The following is a 15,285-nucleotide window of genomic DNA, read 5'->3' as shown; positions in this document are numbered from 1 at the left end:
TGAGCGGGTTGGCCGAAGATCCCATGGCAGGCGATCCCATGGCCTGGGGGCCGGTCAAGGCGCCGACGCTGGCGCAGATGGAGGTGATCGCCGAGGCGGCTTTCGAGCGGCTGCCTCGGCGCTTCCGGGCGATGTGCGGCAATGTCGTGGTGCAGGTGACCGACTTCCCGACCGACGAGGTCATGGAGGAGATGGAGGCGGAAACGCCCTTCGATCTCCTCGGCTTGTTCCACGGCGTCGGGCTCGCGCAAGGCTATCAGAGCGCGCCCTTCGCCATGCCCAACATGATCTGGCTCTATCGCCGCCCGATCCTCGACTATTGGGCCGAGCACGACGAGACGCTGGGAAAGATCGTGACCCATGTGCTGATCCACGAGATCGGCCACCATTTCGGCCTCTCCGACGACGATATGGAGCGGCTGGAGGATGAAGCGGGGTGAGGGCGTGCGCCCTGCCTCTTCGAACCAAGGCTGGCGCCGCCCGGCGGGCGCGGCGACTTTTTGAATCGATCGCGTTGCGGGCGACGCGATCCGGGAGACGACGATGGACAAGTTCACCACGCTGACCGGGGTGGCGGCGCCGCTGCCACTGGTCAATGTCGACACCGACATGATCATCCCCAAGCAATACCTGAAGACGATCAAGCGCACCGGCCTCGGTCGCGGCCTGTTCTCGGACCTGCGCTACAACGACGACGGGTCGGACAACCCGGATTTCGTGCTCAACAAGCCGGCCTACCGGAATGCCAGCATCATCGTCGCCGGCGACAATTTCGGCTGCGGCTCCTCGCGCGAGCACGCGCCCTGGGCGCTGCTGGACCACGGCATTCGCTGCGTGATCTCCACGTCCTTCGCCGACATCTTCTACAATAACTGCTTCAAGAACGGCATCCTGCCGATCGTGGTGACGCCGGAGCAGCTGGAAGCGCTGTTCGACGACGCCTCGCGCGGCTCCAACGCGGTGATCACCGTCGACCTCGCCAGCCAGACCATTGCCGGCCCGGACGGCGGCCGGATCTCCTTCGAGATCGACCCGTTCCGCAAGCATTGCCTGCTGAACGGCCTCGACGATATCGGCCTCACCCAGGTGAAGGCGGACAAGATCCACGACTACGAATCGAAGCTCGCCGAAGCGCGGCCCTGGGCGTGAGGTACCGGCAATGAGCGAGACAGGCATGGCCGGGCGTCGCCTCATCTCCACCGGCTCGCCCTTCGAGATCGAGGCCGGCTATTCCAGGGCGGTGGTGGACGGGAACGACATCTTCGTCTCCGGTACTACCGGCTACGACTATGCCACCATGGTCCTGCCGGACAGCGTCGAGGCGCAGGCGCACGGCTGCTTCCGCAACATCGAGGCAACGCTCAAGCAGGCCGGCTCCTGCCTCGGCGACGTGGTGCGGGTGCGCTACATCGTGACCGAGGCCCGCTACGCCGCGCGGGTGCTGCCGATCTTCGGCCAGTATTTCGGCACCGTGCGCCCGGCCGCGACGCTGATCGTCGCCGGCCTGCTCAAGCCGGAGATGAAGATCGAGATCGAGGTCACGGCGCGCCGTCCGGGCTGAGCCGGGAGGAGCGGGCGCCGTCTTGCCCCGGGGCGGCGGTTGTCCGAGGGGAGGGGCTGCGCATTTTCGCCTTTACAGGCGGGCTCTGCGGGAGTGGAATCGTTCAAAATCAAAACGACGCCTCCGGGAGACGCCCCATGTGCCACATCTTCGCCGGCCAAGCGCCCGACACCTATGAGTTCCAGACGCGCTCGGTGCGGATAGGCGGCCATTCCACCTCGATTCGGCTCGAGGCGGCGTTCTGGGCGATTCTCGAACAGGTGGCCGCCCATCAGGGGATGAGCCTCGGCAAGTTCGTGACCCGGCTGCATGACGAGGTGCTGGAACTGCATGGCGAGGTGCGCAACTTCGCCTCGCTGCTGCGCTGTTCCTGCCTGATCTATCTCGACGAGGTGCGCACGGCCAAGCCGGCGTCGCGGCCGCGCTATGCCCGCGCGAGCGAGCTGCATCTGGAAGCCGCCGAGTAGCCGGCCCCGGCGCGGCATCGGCCGGCGTTCCCGCGCAAAAGCATGTCCACGCAAAAGCACATCCGCGCGATGTGCTAGCAGCCTACCACCACGCGGCCGGGCCGCGGCCTAGCATCCTCCCATCGGGCGCTATCGCTCAACCGGAGGTGCTGCAGGTGGCCAAGGCCATACATTCCATGATCCGCGTGCTCGACGAGGCGCGCTCCGTCGATTTTTACGCCAGGGCGTTCGGGCTCGGCATCGCCGACCGCTTCGCCTTCGACGGCTTCACCCTCGTCTATCTCCGCAACTCCGACGCCGATTTCGAAGTCGAGCTCACCATCAATCACGACCGGACCGAGCCCTACGCGCTCGGCGACGGCTATGGGCACATCGCCTTCGCGGTCGACGATCTCGATGCCGAGCACGCGCGTTTCGCCGACCTCGGGCTCAATCCCAATCCGGTGAAGGAATTCTTCCGCGAGGGCACGCTGCTGGCGAAGTTCTTCTTCGTCACCGATCCAGATGGCTACAAGATCGAGGTTCTGCAGAAGTACGGCCGCTACAAGTAGGACGCGCCAACGTCTCATCAACCTACAAAAACAAGACGAAATACTTAGGAGGAAGCCATGACGACATTGATCGACCGGCGCGGACCCTCGCGCCGGACCCTGCTGGGGATGATGGGCGCCACCGGCGCGCTCATGGTCTCCGGCCTCGCGGTCATCAATCCGCGCGAGGCCTGGGGTCTCGAGGTCACGAACCTGAAGCCCGAGACGATGCGCACGCTGATCGTGATGGCGCGCGACGTCTATCCCCATGACAGGCTCGCCGACCGCTTCTACGCCATCGCCATGAAGCCCTACGAGACCGCCGCCAAGGACCCGGCGGCCAAGGCCATGGTCGAGGAGGGGGTGATCACCCTCGATACGCTGGCCAGGGCCAGGCACGGCGTCGCCTATGCCGATATCGGCTGGGAGGAGCAGCGCACCGCGATCCTGCGCGAGATCGAGGACGGCGCCTTCTTCCAGAAGGTGCGCGGCGGCCTCGTCGTCAGCCTCTACAACCAGGAGGAAGTGTGGCCGATCTTCGGCTACGAGGGGTCCTCGGCCGACAAGGGCGGTTACATCGACCGCGGCTTCAACGATCTCGCCTGGCTCTGAGCGGAGGACAGTCCGATGGCAGCACCCTTCGATCTCAACGATGATTCCGTCGTCGTCATTGTCGGCTCCGGCGCCGGCGGCGGCACGCTCGGCACCGAGCTCGCCCTCAAGGGCGCCAAGGTGGTGATCCTGGAGGCCGGCAAGCGGCACAACATGGAGGATTTCGTCAATAACGAGTGGGACAGCTTCTCCCAGCTCGCCTGGACCGACATGCGCACCACCTCCGGCTCGTGGCGCGTGCACAAGAACTTCCCCAACCTGCCGGCCTGGATCGTGAAGTCGGTCGGCGGCTCGACGGTGCACTGGGCTGGCGCCTCGCTGCGGTTCCAGGAGCACGAGTTCAGAACCCGCACCACCTATGGCGATGTCGAGGGCGCCAACCTGCTCGACTGGCCGATCACCCTCAGCGAACTCGAGCCTTATTACGCCAAGGCCGAGGACAAGATGGGGGTGACGCGCACCAACGGCATTCCCGGCCTGCCCGGCAACAACAACTTCAAGGTGTTCGAGGCCGGCGCCAAGAAGGTCGGCTACAAGGAGGTCTCGACCGGCCGCATGGCGATCAACAGCCAGCCGCGCGCCGATCGCGGCTCCTGCCAGCAGATCGGCTTCTGCTTCCAGGGCTGCAAGTCGGGCGCCAAATGGTCGACGCTGATCGCCGAGATTCCGCGCGGCGAGGAAACCGGCAATCTCGAAGTGCGCCCGGAATCGATGGTGCTGAAGATCGAGCACGACAATGCCGGCAAGGCGACCGGCGTCGTCTATGTCGACAAGGACGGCAAGACGCAGCGCCAGAAGGCCCGCATCGTCGCGGTGGCCGGCAACTCGATCGAGAGCCCGCGCCTGCTGCTCAACTCGGCGAGCAGCATGTTCCCGGACGGGCTCGCCAACTCCTCCGGCCAGGTGGGACGCAACTACATGCGCCACATGACGGGGTCGGTCTACGGCATCTTCGAGAAGCCGGTGCACATGTATCGCGGCACCACCATGGCCGGCATCGTGCGCGACGAGGCGGCCTTCGACGACAAGCGCGGCTTCGTCGGCGGCTACGAGATGGAGACGCTGTCGCTCGGCCTGCCCTTCATGGCCGCCTTCCTCGATCCCGGCGGTTGGGGGCGCTCCTTCACCTCCGCCATGGATGGATATGTGAACATGGCCGGCCTGTGGATCGTCGGCGAGGACATGCCGCAGGAGACCAATCGCGTCACCCTCAATACCGAGGTGAAGGACAAGAACGGCCTGCCGGTCGCCGACGTGCATTTCGACGACCACCCGAACGACATCGCCATGCGCACCCACGCCTACAGGCAGGGCTCGGCGATGTACGAATCGGTGGGCGCGGTGCGCACCCTGCCGACGCCGCCCTATCCCTCGACGCATAATCTCGGCACCAACCGGATGAGCGAAAAGCCGCGCGACGGCGTCGTCAACAAGCACGGCCAGACCCATGACGTGCCGAACCTGTTCATCTCGGACGGCAGCCAGTTCACCACCGGCGGCGCGGAGAACCCGACGCTGACCATCGTGGCGCTGGCGATCCGGCAGGCGGATTTCATCGCCGGCGAGATGTCGAAGAACTCGATCTGACCGGCAGGTCGGCCATCTTGCTCCCTCTCCCCGCCGGGGAGAGGGAGGAATGCGCATGCCGCTTCTTCTCGCGTCTCTCCCCATCCGCTGCGTTTGCGCCGGGACCCGGTCCGTCCCGCTTGCCAGCGGCGGCGCCAGCCATTAGCACTCCGCTCGCCCAACAAGTCAGACCCAGCACAGGCGAGGGACCCCCATGGCCACCCACAAGCTCCTCCTCCTTCCCGGCGACGGCATCGGCACCGAAGTCATGGCGCAGGTGAAGCGGGTGATCTCCTGGCTGGAGGCGAGCGGCCTCGCGTCCTTCGCGGTCGAGGAGGACCTCGTCGGCGGCGCCGCCTACGACCAGTGCGGCGCGCCGATCTCCGAGGACGCGATGAAGCGCGCCTTCGCCGCCGACGCCATCCTGCTCGGCGCGGTCGGTGGTCCGAAATGGGACCATGTCGCCTATGAGGCGCGCCCGGAAGCCGGCCTGCTGCGCCTGCGCAAGGACCTGCAGCTCTTCGCCAATCTGCGCCCGGCGCTGTGCTATCCGGCGCTCGCCGACGCCTCCAGCCTCAAGCGCGAGCTGGTCGAGGGCCTCGACATCCTCATCGTGCGCGAATTGACCGGCGGCGTCTATTTCGGCGAGCCCAAGACCATCACCGACCTCAGCGACGGCCAGAAGCGCGCCATCGATACCCAGGTCTACGAATCCTACGAGATCGAGCGCATCGCCCGCGTCGCCTTCGAGCTCGCCCGCACCCGCCGCAACAAGGTGGTCTCGGCGGAGAAGCACAACGTGATGAAGTCCGGCGTGCTGTGGAAGCAGGTGGTGAGCGAGGTGCACGGCGCCGAGTACGGCGACGTGGCGCTGGAGCACCAGCTTGCCGATTCCTGCGCCATGCAGCTGGTGCGGGCGCCGAAGCAGTTCGACGTGCTGGTGACCGACAACCTGTTCGGCGACATCCTCTCCGACGTGGCGGCGATGCTGACCGGCTCGCTCGGCATGCTGCCCTCCGCCTCGCTCGGCGTGGTGGAGGAACTGACCGGCAAGCGCCGCGCGCTCTACGAGCCGGTGCACGGCGCCGCGCCGGACATTGCCGGCAAGGGCCTCGCCAACCCGATCGCCATGATCGGCTCGCTGGCCATGGCGCTGCGCTATTCCTTCGGCCAGGGCGAGGCGGCCGACCGCATCGAGAAGGCGATCGCCGGGGTGCTGGACAAGGGCTACCGCACCAACGACATCAAGGCGGAAGGCGCGACCGTGGTCGGCACCGAGGGCATGGGCGACGCGCTGCTGGTCGAGCTCGCCGCCGCGGCCTGAGCGAATCGGCCGCGCCGCGAGAGCCCACCAGACGACCCCTGCCAAGCAAAAGCCCGGCGCGCCAGAAATGGCGGCCGGGCTTTTCGATGTCAGTCAGCGGAGGTTCGGTGCCGCAGGGCGCCGATCGGATCAGCGCGGCAGGTCGTACGGGCCGGGAAGCGGCCAGCGGGTGCCGGTGATGGTGCTGTCGGTGCCGTATTCCGGGAAATAGAAGCTCTTCAGCCCGACATAATTGAGGTCGCGGCTGGTGCCCGGCCGCACATTGGGGCCGGGATCCAGAAAGGACCGCGGCGGCGGCTTGCGGATGATGATGCGGGTGGGCTGATCCTGCGCGGCGGCGGGCAAGGCGGCGAGGGCGGAGCCGGCCACGAGGAGAGCAACGGCGGCAAGCTGGGCGGGCGGGGCGAAACGCATGTGAACCTCCGGGCGACGCAACCAGCATCGCGAAGCGACGCTTACGTCACCTTAAACATGGAGACAAGCAGGCGTTCCGTCGAGATGGGAGGATGACTAATTCCGCCGATCGGCGATGAAACGCGCCGCTTCCTTGAGAAGTGTGGCGCGCGGGCCGAAGCCGGCGAGCGCGCAATGGGCCTCGTCCACCAGCCGCGCCAGCTCGGCCCGCGCGCCGTCGATGCCGAGCAGCTCGACGAACGTGGCCTTGCCGGCCTGCATGTCCTTGCCGACCGCCTTGCCGACGGTGGCAGCGTCGCCCTCGACGTCGAGCAGGTCGTCGGCGATCTGGAAGGCGCGGCCGACAGCGCGGGCATAGGTTTCGAGATTCGCCGCCTCAGTGGGCGAGGCGCGGCCGAGCAGTGCGCCGGCCTCGCAGGCCTGGCGCAGCAGCGCGCCGGTCTTCAGCTGCTGCAGGCGGGCGACGCCGGCAAGGTCCGGGGCCGGGCGGCCGGCATCGGCGAACCGGCCCTCGGCGGCGAGGTCGAGCATCTGGCCGCCGACCATGCCTTCGCCGCCGGCGGCGCGGGCGAGCGCGGCGACGAGGGCGATGCGCACCGCCGGGTCGGCATCGGCTTCGGGACTCGCCAACAGCTCGAAGGCGAGGGTGAGAAGCGCGTCGCCGGCGAGGATGGCGGTGGCCTCGTCATAGGCGCGGTGGACGGTGGGCTGGCCGCGGCGCAGGTCGTCGTCGTCCATGGCCGGCAGGTCGTCATGCACCAGCGAATAGCAATGCACGCATTCGAGCGCGGTCGCCGCCGGCAGCGCGGAAGCCATCGGCACGCCGAACAGCGCGGCGCTCTCGATGACGAGGAACGGGCGCAACCGCTTGCCGCCGGCCAGCGCGGCATGGCGCATCGCCGCGGCCAGCCGCTCGCTCACCGGGCTCATGCGCGCGATCTCCCGTTCGAGCGCGGCGGCGACGGCATCGGCGCAGCGGGCGAGGGCGGCGGCGAGCAGATCGGGGTCGGTCGGGGTCATGGGGTGCAATTCGGTGGGGTGCATGTCGGTGGGGCGCATCCGGTCATCCGGGCTGCGTGCCCGAGCCGGCGGCGGCGGTCAAGCGGCGCGTCGCCCGCAGGGCCGGTGCGACCTGGCGGAGCCGTCCCGAGCGGCCGCAGGCTTTTACCCTATCGCGCTTTCTTTACGCGAACCGGAATCCACTTCCCCCGAAAACACTCTAGGTTTGTCGGTTCAAGGGGAGGCGGGATGCGCAGGCTGCTACCATGGATCTGGAAGACGGCGTTCGTGATGGTGATGGCGCCGCTGGTGCTGGCGCTGTTCTACAGCTTCATCAATCCGGTCTCGACGCTGATGCTCGCCCGCTGGGCGACCCTGCAGCGGGTGGAGCGGATCTGGGTGCCGCTCGACCGGATCTCGCCGGTGCTGGTGCGCTCCGTGCTCGCCTCCGAGGACGCGCGATTCTGCCTGCATAACGGCATCGACCTCGTCGAGCTGCAGAATGTCATCGACGATGCGGATGACGGGGAACCGTCCCGCGGGGCGTCCACCATCACCATGCAGCTCGCCAAGAACCTGTTCCTGTGGAACGGCCGCAGCGTCATCCGCAAGGGGCTGGAAATGCCGCTGGCGCTGTATCTCAACCTCGTGCTCAGCAAGCGGCGGCAGATCGAGATCTATCTCAACATCGCCGAATGGGGGCCGGATGGCGAATTCGGCGCCGAGGCGGCGGCGCAGCGGGCCTTCAAGGTGCCGGCGGCGCAGCTCGGCCCGCGGCAGGCGGCGCTGCTCGCCGTGATGCTGCCGAACCCGCACCGGCGCGACGCGGCCCGGCCCGGCCCCGGCCTGTCGCGCCTCGCCGCCCGCCTGCAGGCGCGGTTGCCGCGCGAGGGAGCGGAGCTGACGGCGTGCCTGTCATCATGACGGCACAGTTTGCCTCGGCCCCCCTTTCGTTCGCGCGCATGAGTCTGTATAAGCCGCCACTCGAAATACGAGCTACCCGGCGCCGGCCCACTCGGTGATCCGAGATAAGCCACCACAGGACCGCCGGCACAGGAGTTGAGACCATGGCCGTTCCGAAGAAGAAGACCAGCCCGTCGCGTCGCGGCATGCGCCGCTCGGCCGATGCGCTGAAGCAGCCCACCTATATCGAGGACAAGGATTCCGGCGAGCTTCGCCGTCCGCACCACCTCGACCTGAAGACCGGAATGTATCGCGGTCGGCAGGTGCTGAAGGTCAAGGCCGAGGCCTGATCGCGGCGGCGGCGGGCGCAGCCCGTCGCAACCGGCGGCATCGTCAGGATGATGAAGGCGCGGTCGTCCCACGGCCGCGCTTTTTGTCGTCGGCAGGCCGGTTTGGCCCCCGGCGGACACACCGTCATCCGCGCCGGGACCGGGAGATCGGCAGGACACGAAAAGTCTTCGCGAAAAGTGTTATGGTAGCCGATGGGGCGGAATGCCGGATTCGGCGGATTTTCATGGCTGAGGCGACGAGCGCAACGGTGCCGGATCTCGGCAGAATGGCGACGCTGGGCGATCTCGCTCGCGCGCAGGACGCGGCCGGTGCGGTCGCCTATGAGTGGCGCCTGTCCGACGACAGCCTCCAGTGGAGCGCCTCGGCGTCCTCCTTCCTCGGCAGCGATGCCGGCCGCGCCTTCGCCACCGGGCGGGCCTATGCGTCGATCATCGTGCCGGGCAGCGGGCGCGGGCGCCCCGAGGCGGTGGAGGCCTGCGTGTCGGCGGGGCTCGTCGGCGAACCGCAGCAATTCGACATTCGCTACAGCGTGCGGCTCGCGGGGGCCGACGGCTTGCGGGAACTGCACCTCGTCGACCGCGGGGTCTGCCATTTCGACGCACGCGGCCGGGTGGAGCGGGTGCTCGGCCTGATTCGGCCAGACGAGACCGGCGGCGAGCACGCCCCGGCCGGCGAGGCCCGTCCTCTCGCCCGCGGCGTCGCCCGCATCCTGCCCAATGCCGGCTCGGGCCGCCGGCCGCTCGCCATGCTGGTGGAGGACTGGCTGGCGCGGGCCGAGCAGACCGGCACGGATTTCGGCTTCGCGATGGTCGGCATCGACGATATCGCCCGGCTCAATGACGCCTATGGCTTCGCGATCGTCGACCAAGCCATCGAGATATTCCGCCGCCGGCTGCGCGCCGAGCTCGACGAGGGCGAGGCGATGGGACGATTCGCGGTCGGCACCTTCGGTTTGCTGCTGCGGTTGCAGGAAGGCGGGGACCTCGCCGGCCGGGTCCGCGACATCGTGCGCGCGATCAACGCGACGCCGCCGCACACGGAGGAGGGGGCGATCGCCGCCTCCGTCACCGCCGGCGCGTTGACGGCGCCGCAGCAGGCGGGAACGCTGACGGAGGTCTTCAACCGCGCCCAGGACACGCTGCACCGTGCCCGCCAGGCCAGTCGCGGCGCCTTTGCGCTGTTCACGCCGGCGCTCGACCGCGGCGAGGAGCGCCGCGCCAATCTGCGCTTTGCCGACGATATCGTGCGTGCGCTGGACGAGCGCCGCGTCGGCCTCGCCTATCAGCCCGTCGCCGAGACGGTCGGCCGGTCGATCGCCTTCCACGAGGCGCTGGTGCGGGTGCATGGCCATGATGGCTGCGTGTTCGACGGCGCCGCCGTCATTCCGGCCGCCGAACGTTTCGGCCTGATCGGGCTGATCGACCGGCGCACGCTGGAGCTCGCCTTCGCCGCGCTCGCCGCCGATCCGCTCCTGCATCTCTCGGTCAACGTCTCGCCGGCCAGCCTGGACGATGGCGGCTGGATCGGACTGATGGCCTCGCACGCCTATGACGGGCTGTGCCGGCGGCTGATCGTCGAGATCACCGAGAGCGCCCGGCTGGTGGATATCGAGCGCGTCCGCCGGAGCATAGACTGGCTGCACGGGCTCGGCTGCCGGGTGGCGATCGACGATTTCGGGGTGGGCTACACCTCGTTCCGCAGCCTGCGCCAACTCGGCGTCGACATGCTGAAGATCGATGGCAGCTTCGTCGCCGGGCTGATGCAATCCGAGCCCGACCGGCAGTTCGTGCGGGCGCTGATCGAGCTTGCCGCCAATCTCGGCATGAGCACGGTGGCCGAATGGGTGCTCGACGAGCCGACCGCCGGCCAGCTCGCCGCCTGGGGCTGCACCTATCTCCAGGGCCAGCTGATCGGCCTCGGCCGTCCAGAGCCGCTGCGCTGAGGCGGCGGCCCGGCCGCCCGGCGGGCGCTTCCGCTTCGCCGGGTCATGTCCTGGCGGCACTATTTCCCGGCCGCGCTACGTCTCGGCCGGTTATTTCTTGGCCTCGTCGTCGCCCAGCTTGTCGAGACGCTTCTGCATCTCGGCGACCTGCCGCTTGAGCTCGTCGAGATCGTCCGGCTTGACCGCCGGTACGGCGGCCGGGGCGGCCTCGTCTCGGGTGGCGTTGGGCAGGAACATCTTGAAGGTGCGGTCGAAGATGTCGATGTTCCGGCGCACCTGCTCTTCCATCGCGCCGAAGCCGGCAGTGGGAAAGCCACCGGTGGGAAAGCCGCCGGTGGGAAATCCGCCGACACCGAAGGTCTTGGTGAACTGGTCGCGGAACTTCTCCTGGTCGCGGGTGAAGTTCTCGATAGACATGTCGAGATAACGCGGAACCAGCATCTGCATGCTGTCGCCGTAAAAGCGGATGATCTGGCGCAGGAAGTTGATAGGCAGGAGATTCTGACCCTTGCCTTCCTGCTCGAAAATGATCTGGGTCAGGACGGAGTGGGTGATGTCCTCGCCGGACTTGGCGTCGTAGACGACGAAATCTTCGCCGTTCTTCACCATCAAGGCGAGGTCCTCGAGCGTGACATAGGTACTGGTGCCGGTGTTGTAGAGCCGGCGGTTCGCATATTTCTTGATGGTCACGGGTTCGTTGGATTTGGCCATAGGATCCGCATGCCTTGCTTGTTTCCCCTTGAAAACTCTAGGGCGTTTCCGATCTGAGGGCTACAGGATTATCGGATGGCGGCGCCATGGGGCCGCACTGGTATAATATCGGCGCCCGCCGGCCGGCCATTGACATGCGTCACACGACATCACCACGATAACGGTACAATTGTTCCATCCCCGTGCGGGACGTTCAGGTCCTGCGCCAATGCTTATCCCATCGGAGGACGTTCAAACATGAAAGACGGCATCGTCATCGTCGGCGCCGCGCGCACGCCCGTGGGAGCGTTCAACGGCGCGCTCTCCTCCCTGCCGGCCCATGAGCTCGGCAAGATCGCCATCACCGCGGCGCTGGAGCGGGCCGGTGTCGCCCCCGGCGAGGTGAGCGAAACCATCATGGGCCAGATCCTCACCGCCGGTGCCGGCCAGAATCCGGCGCGCCAGGCCTCGGTCGCTGCCGGCATTCCGGTGGAAAGCCCGGCCTGGGGCGTGAACCAGCTCTGCGGTTCCGGCCTGCGCGCGGTGGCGCTCGGCTTCCAGGCGATCGCCAATGGCGACAGCGACATCGTGGTCGCCGGCGGCCAGGAATCGATGAGCCAGGCGACCCACTGCGCGAACCTGCGCAACGGCACCAAGATGGGCAATCTCGAACTGGTCGACACCATGATCAAGGACGGCCTGTGGGACGCCTTCAACGGCTACCACATGGGCACGACCGCCGAGAACGTGGCGCGCCAGTGGCAGATCACCCGCGAGCAGCAGGACCAGCACGCGGTCGGCTCGCAGAACAAGGCGGAAGCGGCACAGAAGGCCGGCCGCTTCAAGGATGAGATCGCCCCCGTCACCATCTCTACCCGCAAGGGCGACGTGGTGGTGGCCGATGACGAATATCCGCGCCACGGCGCCACCATCGACAGCATGGCCAAGCTGCGCCCGGCCTTCTCCAAGGACGGCACCGTGACCGCCGGCAACGCGTCCGGCATCAATGACGGCGCCGCCGCCATCGTGCTGATGAGCGCCGAAACCGCCGCCGCGCGCGGCGCCAAGCCGCTGGCGCGCATCGTGTCCTGGGCGCAGGCCGGCGTCGATCCGGCGATCATGGGCTCCGGCCCGATCCCGGCCTCGCGCAAGGCGCTGGAAAAGGCCGGCTGGACCGCTGCCGACCTCGATCTTGTCGAGGCCAACGAGGCCTTCTCCGCCCAGGCCTGCGCGGTGAACAAGGATCTCGGCTGGGACACCTCGAAGGTCAACGTCAATGGCGGCGCCATCGCCATCGGCCACCCGATCGGGGCCTCCGGCGCGCGCATCCTGACCACGCTGCTCTACGAGATGCAGAAGCGCGACGCCAAGAAGGGCCTCGCCACGCTGTGCATCGGCGGCGGCATGGGCATCGCCATGTGCATCGAGCGCGACTGACGCACCCGGCGGCGCGCACGCCGCGCCGCCGGCCGTCATTTGCCGGGCATCATCTGCCGGGCACTACCTGCCGGGCATGCGGGAATGAAGCGAGGCGAGGCGCTTTGTCCGCCTTGCCGCCAAATAAAAACGACGTACAAGCCGTCGTAGGTTCCGGGACGGAAGCCAGAAGGGGATTTTCAGATGAGTCGCGTCGCGTTGGTAACGGGTGGCACCCGCGGGATCGGGGCTGCCGTGAGCAAGGCTCTTAAATCGGCCGGCTACAAGGTCGCCGCCAACTACGCCGGCAACGACGAGGCCGCCGCGGCGTTCACCGCCGAGACCGGCATCCCGACCTTCAAATGGGACGTGTCGGATTTCGAGGCCTGCAAGGCGGGGGTCGCCAAGGTCGTGGCCGAGCTCGGTCCGGTGGACGTGCTGGTCAACAATGCCGGCATCACCCGCGACGTCATGCTGCACAGGATGAGCCTCGATCACTGGCAGGCGGTGATCAACGTCAACCTCAATTCGCTGTTCAACATGTGCCGGCAGGTGATCGAGGGCATGCGCGAGCGCAGTTTCGGGCGCATCGTCTGCATTTCCTCCATCAACGGCCAGAAGGGCCAGATGGGGCAGTGCAACTACTCGGCGTCGAAGGCCGGCGAGATCGGCTTCGTCAAGTCGCTGGCGCAGGAGGGGGCCGCCAAGGGCGTCACCGTCAACGCCATCTGCCCGGGCTATATCGGCACCGAGATGGTGAAGGCGGTGCCGCAGGAGGTGCTGGAGAAGAAGGTGCTGCCGCAGATTCCGGTCGGCCGGCTCGGCGAGCCGGAGGAGATCGCCCGCTGCGTGGTGTTCCTGGCGGCGGACGACGCGGCCTTCATCACCGGCTCGACGCTGAGCGCCAATGGCGGGCAGTTCATGGCCTGACAGGCCTTGCCGGCACCGTGCCGACCTCGGTATTGAACGATCCGCACCGGTCGCCTCGGCGGCCGGTGTTGCTTTGGGAGGCCTGCCGCCCCTGGCGGCCGGAATTGTTCTGGAGGATCCGCCGCCCCCGGCAGATGCCATTCTTGGCAAGTTCCGTCCTGGCGAGCCTCGCCTTGGCGAGTCCGTGTCGTTTTGAAATGCCGGCCGCCTTGGGCGACCGTCCTTGCCCCTGAGAGACGTGCCCGCCCGATGTCCCGCCCGATCTCCCGCAATGCCGCCACGCTCACCGGCTTCTCCGCCATCCTGCTCTGGGCGACGCTGGCGCTCGCCACCTCGGCGACCGGGGCGGTGCCGCCCTTCCTGCTCACCGCGCTCACCTTCGCCATCGGCGGCGCGGTGGGGCTCGGCGCGGCGCTGGCGCGCGGCGTCGGCCTCTCGGTGCTGCGCCAGCCCTGGCGGGTGTGGCTGCATGGCGTCGGTGGGCTGTTCGGCTATCACTTCTTCTATTTCTCGGCGCTGAAGCTGGCGCCGCCGGCGGAGGCGGGCCTCATCGCCTATCTGTGGCCGCTGCTCATCGTGCTGATGTCGGCGGCGCTGCCGGGGGAAAAGCTGCGGCCGGCGCATATCGTCGGCGCGCTGATGGGGCTCGCCGGCACGGTGCTGCTGCTGGGCGCGCGGGCCGGCGGCTTCGGCTTCTCACCGGATTATCTGCCCGGCTATGCGGCGGCGGCGATGTGCGCGGTGATCTGGTCGAGCTATTCGGTGCTGGCCCGCCGTTTCGCCCGCGTGCCGACCGAGGCGGTGGCCGGCTTCTGCCTCGCCACCGCGGCGCTGTCGGTGCCGTGCCATCTCGTCTTCGAGCCGGCGATCTGGCCGTCGGGGGCCGGGGAATGGCTGGCGGTGGCGGCGCTCGGCATCGGGCCGGTCGGCATCGCCTTCTATACCTGGGACATCGGCATGAAGCGCGGCGACATCCGCCTGCTCGGCGTCGCCTCCTATGCGGCGCCGGTGCTGTCGACGCTGCTGCTGGTCGCCGCCGGCTTCGCCAGCGCCAGCTGGGCGCTCGCCGGGGCCTGCGCGCTCATCGTCGGTGGCGCCTGCGTGGCGACATTGCTGGCCAGAAGGTAGTTCAGCCCGGCTCCCAGCCGGGCGGGGCGAGCTCGAAGCCGGCGAATTCGAAGCCCGGCGCCACGGTGCAGCCGACCAGCGTCCAGTCGCCGAGGCTGCGCGCCGCCTGCCAGGCGCCGCGCGGCACCACGCGCTGCGGCTCCTCGCCGGCGAGGATGTCGGGGCCGAGGGCCAGGTGCTGCACCGGCCCGGCATCGCTCGATGCCAGCGAGAGCCGCAGCGGCGCGCCGGCGTGCCAGTGCCAGATCTCCACCGCGTCGACGCGGTGCCAGTGCGACGTTTCGCCGGCCGCCAGCAGGAAATAGATCGCGGTCGAGGCGGAACGTCCGTCCTCGAGCCGGTGCGGATCGCGGAAGGTCTCGCGGAAATGCCCGCCTTCCGGGTGCGGCGCCAGACCGAGCCGGGCGATGACGCCGGCGGCGGAGAGGGACGAAAGCGTGGGAGCGGCCATG

The 15,285-nt window shown here is 68.2% G+C and carries 18 protein-coding genes; 14 read left to right on the top strand and 4 right to left on the bottom strand.

Annotated elements, in window-relative coordinates; all coding sequences use genetic code 11:
- Positions 1–23 precede the first annotated feature (23 nt).
- The 8 genes from AC1RU4_RS23965 to leuB all read left to right on the top strand — a co-directional run bounded on the left by AC1RU4_RS23965 (position 24) and on the right by leuB (position 6,060).
- The gene (locus AC1RU4_RS23965; protein WP_492893960.1) at positions 24–440 is read left to right on the top strand and encodes a metallopeptidase family protein; all 417 of its coding nucleotides are present in this window, start codon (positions 24–26) and stop codon (positions 438–440) included.
- A gap of 103 nt (positions 441–543) precedes the next feature.
- Complete coding sequence (gene leuD, locus AC1RU4_RS23960; RefSeq protein WP_492893958.1) at positions 544–1,149, top strand: 3-isopropylmalate dehydratase small subunit; 606 nt, start codon at positions 544–546, stop codon at positions 1,147–1,149.
- A gap of 10 nt (positions 1,150–1,159) precedes the next feature.
- The gene (locus AC1RU4_RS23955) at positions 1,160–1,561 is read left to right on the top strand and encodes a RidA family protein (protein WP_492893956.1); all 402 of its coding nucleotides are present in this window, start codon (positions 1,160–1,162) and stop codon (positions 1,559–1,561) included.
- Between the two features lie 137 nt (positions 1,562–1,698).
- Positions 1,699–2,028: a ribbon-helix-helix domain-containing protein gene (locus AC1RU4_RS23950; protein ID WP_492893954.1), complete on the top strand. Its 330-nt coding sequence runs from the start codon at positions 1,699–1,701 to the stop codon at positions 2,026–2,028.
- Positions 2,029–2,183: 155 nt separating this feature from the next.
- Positions 2,184–2,579: a VOC family protein gene (locus AC1RU4_RS23945; protein ID WP_492893952.1), complete on the top strand. Its 396-nt coding sequence runs from the start codon at positions 2,184–2,186 to the stop codon at positions 2,577–2,579.
- A 57-nt stretch (positions 2,580–2,636) separates the two neighbouring features.
- Complete coding sequence (locus tag AC1RU4_RS23940; RefSeq protein WP_492893950.1) at positions 2,637–3,170, top strand: Twin-arginine translocation pathway signal; 534 nt, start codon at positions 2,637–2,639, stop codon at positions 3,168–3,170.
- A 15-nt stretch (positions 3,171–3,185) separates the two neighbouring features.
- Positions 3,186–4,757, top strand: coding sequence for a GMC family oxidoreductase (locus AC1RU4_RS23935; protein ID WP_492893948.1), 1,572 nt, complete (start codon positions 3,186–3,188; stop codon positions 4,755–4,757).
- Positions 4,758–4,950: 193 nt separating this feature from the next.
- Positions 4,951–6,060, top strand: coding sequence for a 3-isopropylmalate dehydrogenase (gene leuB, locus AC1RU4_RS23930; RefSeq protein WP_492893946.1), 1,110 nt, complete (start codon positions 4,951–4,953; stop codon positions 6,058–6,060).
- A gap of 129 nt (positions 6,061–6,189) precedes the next feature.
- Here the strand turns inward: leuB and AC1RU4_RS23925 are convergent, their stop codons facing one another.
- Both AC1RU4_RS23925 and AC1RU4_RS23920 read right to left on the bottom strand, forming a co-directional pair.
- Positions 6,190–6,474, bottom strand: coding sequence for a hypothetical protein (locus AC1RU4_RS23925; protein WP_492893944.1), 285 nt, complete (start codon positions 6,472–6,474; stop codon positions 6,190–6,192).
- A gap of 96 nt (positions 6,475–6,570) precedes the next feature.
- Positions 6,571–7,494 (bottom strand): polyprenyl synthetase family protein, encoded by a 924-nt coding sequence (locus tag AC1RU4_RS23920; protein ID WP_492894022.1) that lies wholly within the window; start codon positions 7,492–7,494, stop codon positions 6,571–6,573.
- A gap of 228 nt (positions 7,495–7,722) precedes the next feature.
- Between AC1RU4_RS23920 and mtgA the strand changes: the two genes are divergently transcribed.
- From mtgA to AC1RU4_RS23905, 3 genes are all read left to right on the top strand, one after another.
- Positions 7,723–8,397 (top strand): monofunctional biosynthetic peptidoglycan transglycosylase, encoded by a 675-nt coding sequence (mtgA, locus tag AC1RU4_RS23915; protein WP_492893942.1) that lies wholly within the window; start codon positions 7,723–7,725, stop codon positions 8,395–8,397.
- Positions 8,398–8,540: 143 nt separating this feature from the next.
- Positions 8,541–8,726: a 50S ribosomal protein L32 gene (gene rpmF, locus AC1RU4_RS23910; protein WP_029353616.1), complete on the top strand. Its 186-nt coding sequence runs from the start codon at positions 8,541–8,543 to the stop codon at positions 8,724–8,726.
- 224 nt (positions 8,727–8,950) lie between these two features.
- The gene (locus tag AC1RU4_RS23905) at positions 8,951–10,669 is read left to right on the top strand and encodes an EAL domain-containing protein (RefSeq protein WP_492893940.1); all 1,719 of its coding nucleotides are present in this window, start codon (positions 8,951–8,953) and stop codon (positions 10,667–10,669) included.
- 90 nt (positions 10,670–10,759) lie between these two features.
- Here AC1RU4_RS23905 and phaR read toward each other — a convergent pair whose 3' ends face one another.
- Positions 10,760–11,380 carry a polyhydroxyalkanoate synthesis repressor PhaR gene (gene phaR / locus AC1RU4_RS23900; protein WP_492893938.1) on the bottom strand — a complete coding sequence of 207 codons (621 nt, stop codon included), beginning with the start codon at positions 11,378–11,380 and terminating at the stop codon, positions 10,760–10,762.
- Positions 11,381–11,617: 237 nt separating this feature from the next.
- Here phaR and AC1RU4_RS23895 point away from each other — a divergent pair, with 237 nt between their 5' ends.
- The 3 genes from AC1RU4_RS23895 (at position 11,618) to yddG (ending at position 14,833) form a co-directional block, all read left to right on the top strand.
- Positions 11,618–12,796 carry an acetyl-CoA C-acetyltransferase gene (locus tag AC1RU4_RS23895; RefSeq protein WP_492893936.1) on the top strand — a complete coding sequence of 393 codons (1,179 nt, stop codon included), beginning with the start codon at positions 11,618–11,620 and terminating at the stop codon, positions 12,794–12,796.
- A 183-nt stretch (positions 12,797–12,979) separates the two neighbouring features.
- Complete coding sequence (gene phbB, locus AC1RU4_RS23890; RefSeq protein ID WP_492893934.1) at positions 12,980–13,705, top strand: acetoacetyl-CoA reductase; 726 nt, start codon at positions 12,980–12,982, stop codon at positions 13,703–13,705.
- Positions 13,706–13,954: 249 nt separating this feature from the next.
- A complete protein-coding gene (yddG, locus tag AC1RU4_RS23885; RefSeq protein WP_492893932.1) occupies positions 13,955–14,833 on the top strand; it encodes an aromatic amino acid exporter YddG in 879 nt (292 codons plus the stop codon).
- 1 nt (position 14,834) lies between these two features.
- Here the strand turns inward: yddG and AC1RU4_RS23880 are convergent, their stop codons facing one another.
- Positions 14,835–15,284, bottom strand: coding sequence for a cupin domain-containing protein (locus AC1RU4_RS23880; protein WP_492893930.1), 450 nt, complete (start codon positions 15,282–15,284; stop codon positions 14,835–14,837).
- Position 15,285 lies beyond the last annotated feature (1 nt).

The organism is Ancylobacter sp. GW821-FHT10E12 (genome assembly GCF_058809335.1).
The sequence above is the reverse complement of the archived record's forward strand: the minus strand, read 5'-3'. Positions and strand labels throughout refer to the sequence as shown.

Bases quoted from the DNA above. Each gene is read 5' to 3' on its own strand.
- AC1RU4_RS23965 (WP_492893960.1), top strand. From the start codon at position 24: ATGGCAGGCGATCCCATGGCCTGGGGGCCGGTCAAGGCGCCGACGCTG.
- leuD (WP_492893958.1), top strand. From the start codon at position 544: ATGGACAAGTTCACCACGCTGACCGGGGTGGCGGCGCCGCTGCCACTG.
- AC1RU4_RS23955 (WP_492893956.1), top strand. From the start codon at position 1,160: ATGAGCGAGACAGGCATGGCCGGGCGTCGCCTCATCTCCACCGGCTCG.
- AC1RU4_RS23950 (WP_492893954.1), top strand. From the start codon at position 1,699: ATGTGCCACATCTTCGCCGGCCAAGCGCCCGACACCTATGAGTTCCAG.
- AC1RU4_RS23940 (WP_492893950.1), top strand. From the start codon at position 2,637: ATGACGACATTGATCGACCGGCGCGGACCCTCGCGCCGGACCCTGCTG.
- AC1RU4_RS23935 (WP_492893948.1), top strand. From the start codon at position 3,186: ATGGCAGCACCCTTCGATCTCAACGATGATTCCGTCGTCGTCATTGTC.
- leuB (WP_492893946.1), top strand. From the start codon at position 4,951: ATGGCCACCCACAAGCTCCTCCTCCTTCCCGGCGACGGCATCGGCACC.
- AC1RU4_RS23925 (WP_492893944.1), bottom strand. From the start codon at position 6,474: ATGCGTTTCGCCCCGCCCGCCCAGCTTGCCGCCGTTGCTCTCCTCGTG.
- AC1RU4_RS23920 (WP_492894022.1), bottom strand. From the start codon at position 7,494: ATGACCCCGACCGACCCCGATCTGCTCGCCGCCGCCCTCGCCCGCTGC.
- mtgA (WP_492893942.1), top strand. From the start codon at position 7,723: ATGCGCAGGCTGCTACCATGGATCTGGAAGACGGCGTTCGTGATGGTG.
- rpmF (WP_029353616.1), top strand. From the start codon at position 8,541: ATGGCCGTTCCGAAGAAGAAGACCAGCCCGTCGCGTCGCGGCATGCGC.
- AC1RU4_RS23905 (WP_492893940.1), top strand. From the start codon at position 8,951: ATGGCTGAGGCGACGAGCGCAACGGTGCCGGATCTCGGCAGAATGGCG.
- phaR (WP_492893938.1), bottom strand. From the start codon at position 11,380: ATGGCCAAATCCAACGAACCCGTGACCATCAAGAAATATGCGAACCGC.
- AC1RU4_RS23895 (WP_492893936.1), top strand. From the start codon at position 11,618: ATGAAAGACGGCATCGTCATCGTCGGCGCCGCGCGCACGCCCGTGGGA.
- phbB (WP_492893934.1), top strand. From the start codon at position 12,980: ATGAGTCGCGTCGCGTTGGTAACGGGTGGCACCCGCGGGATCGGGGCT.
- yddG (WP_492893932.1), top strand. From the start codon at position 13,955: ATGTCCCGCCCGATCTCCCGCAATGCCGCCACGCTCACCGGCTTCTCC.
- AC1RU4_RS23880 (WP_492893930.1), bottom strand. From the start codon at position 15,284: ATGGCCGCTCCCACGCTTTCGTCCCTCTCCGCCGCCGGCGTCATCGCC.